The sequence below is a fragment of the uncultured Oceanicoccus sp. genome, assembly GCF_963968385.1.
GTDB lineage: Bacteria > Pseudomonadota > Gammaproteobacteria > Pseudomonadales > Dasaniaceae > Oceanicoccus.
Map to the genome: position 1 here is coordinate 1 of NZ_CAXAHB010000153.1, position 1,573 is coordinate 1,573.

3 protein-coding genes are annotated in these 1,573 nt (G+C 44.0%); 1 reads left to right on the forward strand and 2 read right to left on the reverse strand.

All coding sequences use genetic code 11. The annotated features are described in order from the left end of the window. Nucleotides 1-90: 90 nt before the first annotated feature. Nucleotides 91-447: a helix-turn-helix transcriptional regulator gene (locus tag AACP44_RS09235; RefSeq protein WP_339340239.1), complete on the forward strand. Its 357-nt coding sequence runs from the start codon at nt 91-93 to the stop codon at nt 445-447. Between the two features lie 86 nt (nt 448-533). Here AACP44_RS09235 and cysZ read toward each other — a convergent pair whose 3' ends face one another. Next, nucleotides 534-1,268, reverse strand: coding sequence for a sulfate transporter CysZ (gene cysZ, locus AACP44_RS09240; protein WP_339340240.1), 735 nt, complete (start codon nt 1,266-1,268; stop codon nt 534-536). Beyond that, nucleotides 1,265-1,495 carry a cysteine-rich CWC family protein gene (locus AACP44_RS09245; protein ID WP_339340241.1) on the reverse strand — a complete coding sequence of 77 codons (231 nt, stop codon included), beginning with the start codon at nt 1,493-1,495 and terminating at the stop codon, nt 1,265-1,267. Before AACP44_RS09245 ends, cysZ begins: the two co-directional genes overlap by 4 nt. Between the last annotated feature and the right edge of the window lie 78 nt (nt 1,496-1,573).

Genomic DNA, 1,573 nt, shown 5'->3' on the forward strand with positions numbered 1-1,573 from the left:
ATTTACTTAGTTGCGTAATATGATGATATTGTGTACAAACTGCATTCCAATCCAATAGATTTGTTGTACGAATATGGAGTTCATATTCAAATGATTTATTTTGATTGCTACAGAAAGCTTAATGACAGTCAATTTGACAATATAAAGGTCGTGGAATCACAATTACGGCATCATATACGGACAGAAGTTAGCAAAGTTGTGCTTGGGGTAAGTCCTCGAAAACTCACCATTACTGAAGAGCAGGTATGTGTTGGCTTGGCATTGGGCTTGTCAGCAAAGGAGATTGCCAAGGTTAGAGGTTCCAGTAATCGCACCGTTGAAACCCATATCGCGAGAATCAAAATCAAAATCGGTTGTAAACGGTTGCCACCGGTTTTGTTGGTGCAGTTAGCGCAAAAGTTTTTCTCAATATCGACAACCCACTATCAATTCAAATTGGCTTTATAGGCTGACGCGATTTATTCCAATATAAGCCAAGCCGTCAATCTTTGGCATAGATTAGAGTGGGATAGGCTGAGTGCTAATAGCGATTTTTAATGATGTTTTATGGCTGTTACCCAATAAACGGTAGCGCCACAAACCGCTGCCGGCATAATGACTAAATTAACCAGCGGAATCATGGTGCCCAGCATAACGCCGGCGCCAAAGCCGGTGGATGTCAGGCGCTTTTGTTTTATCCGTTGTTTCATTTCGGCAAAGCTGGCGCGGTGGTTATCCATCGGGTAATCACAATATTGAATGACCATCATCCATGAGCCCAATAAAAACCAGAGTAGTGGTGCTAGGGTATTGATGAGTGGGATAAAGCTTATTACCAATACCACCAGTGCCAGCGGGATATAGTAGAGTAGCTTGGCCAGTTCGCGACCCATACTTTTAGGGAAGGATAATAACGCCTGTGCTGTGGTTTCAAAGCCTGGCACTTCTTCTCCGGTTAATAACGCTTCGGTTTTTTCTGCCAGCAAACCATTAAAAGGGGCAGCAATCATATTGGCGATTAGGCTAAAGCTGTACATCACCACGGTTAATATTAATATCACCGCCAGCGGCCAAAGCAGCCAGCGAATCAATGCCAGCCAATCCGGCACCCATCCCATTATCGCTTCAATCCAATCACTGAATTGCGCCATGCTAAGGCTGATCAAAATAGAAAAAATAATCATATTGATAGCCAGTGGTATCAGTACAAACAGCCTTAAGCCCGGTCGGGCCATTAATTGAAAACCCTGTATTAAATAGTTAAAACCGGTCACGGGGTTATCTTTCATAATGGCTCTTTGTTAAGGTTTTTGGCCAGTAAATTGGTCTGTTGCGCACAGGTTTGGCAGATGCAAATTTTTTCGTCGCTGCCTTGGTTGGCTTGTTCAATTAATGACGGAGGGATGGTAGCGTCCATACACCAACAGTGCTTTGCCTCGGCATTATTGGCTATCGCGCAAAGGTTGGCTTGGCCACAGAGGGGGCAGTTTTGTTGTGCTGTTGGGGGCGCAGTCATAAATTTCTTGAAGGTGATGGCCTGAGGCTATTGTAGGGGTTTTATACTGGCTGTCGATAGCTCATATTGATAGCCCAT